This is a genomic window from Myxococcus llanfairpwllgwyngyllgogerychwyrndrobwllllantysiliogogogochensis (genome assembly GCF_006636215.1).
In the GTDB taxonomy this organism is placed as follows: domain Bacteria; phylum Myxococcota; class Myxococcia; order Myxococcales; family Myxococcaceae; genus Myxococcus; species Myxococcus llanfairpwllgwyngyllgogerychwyrndrobwllllantysiliogogogochensis.
This window is the reverse complement of the sequence record NZ_VIFM01000601.1, coordinates 1-642: the sequence shown is the minus strand read 5'-3', so window position 1 is coordinate 642 and position 642 is coordinate 1. Positions and strand designations below refer to the sequence as shown.

Sequence of the window (642 nt, the reverse complement as noted above, 5' to 3'; positions counted from 1 at the left end):
CCCCGAGACACCGCCGGAGCCCGGGGCCGCCGCATCACCCACCGAGCCCGACCCGAAGGCCGTCGTTCCACCGCCCGCACCCGACCCACTGTTCGTGGCGGCGGTCGAGAAGCTCCTGGATGAGAGCCGTTCCTATAAGGACTTCGACAACGAGGTGCGAGCAACCTTCTTGAAGGTCTTCCTGAACAAGAAGTACGAGACCCCCGCGAACTTCGCGCTCTTGAAGAGCTACACGCGAGAAAAGGTGCTCGCCGGGCTGCTCCCCGAGGAGAACGTCCAGAAAGCCGTCGAGGGCCCGCCCCCAGCGCCGAAGGAGCCCAGGGCTTTCGAGAAGTCACTGGAGAAGACCTCCAAGACGGCCATCGAGACAGGCCTGGAGAACCTGCGGACGAAGCTCACGGAGACCAAGGACGCGTGGGTGAAATCGCTACACGCCGATCGAATCGGAAAAAGGCACGCGGAGTACCTGAAGGATGGGCTTGAGCCCTGTGACTTCGGCGCGTGCGGCTTCAGGTTCGACTACATGCTGGCCGAGACAACCCGGGCCAACATGGAAGCCTTCGTGTCGAAGCTGGGTGGCCGGGACTGGAATGCGCTCTTCCCCGAGGATGCGCCCCTCCCGCCACCTCCATCCCCCAAGCC

At 64.2% G+C, this 642-nt stretch carries 1 protein-coding gene; it reads left to right on the top strand.

Going from position 1 to position 642, the window contains the following annotated elements; all coding sequences use genetic code 11:
* Nucleotides 1-94 precede the first annotated feature (94 nt).
* On the top strand, nt 95-642 hold a 548-nt coding region (locus FJV41_RS49555; protein ID WP_141649550.1), incomplete at its 3' end, for a hypothetical protein.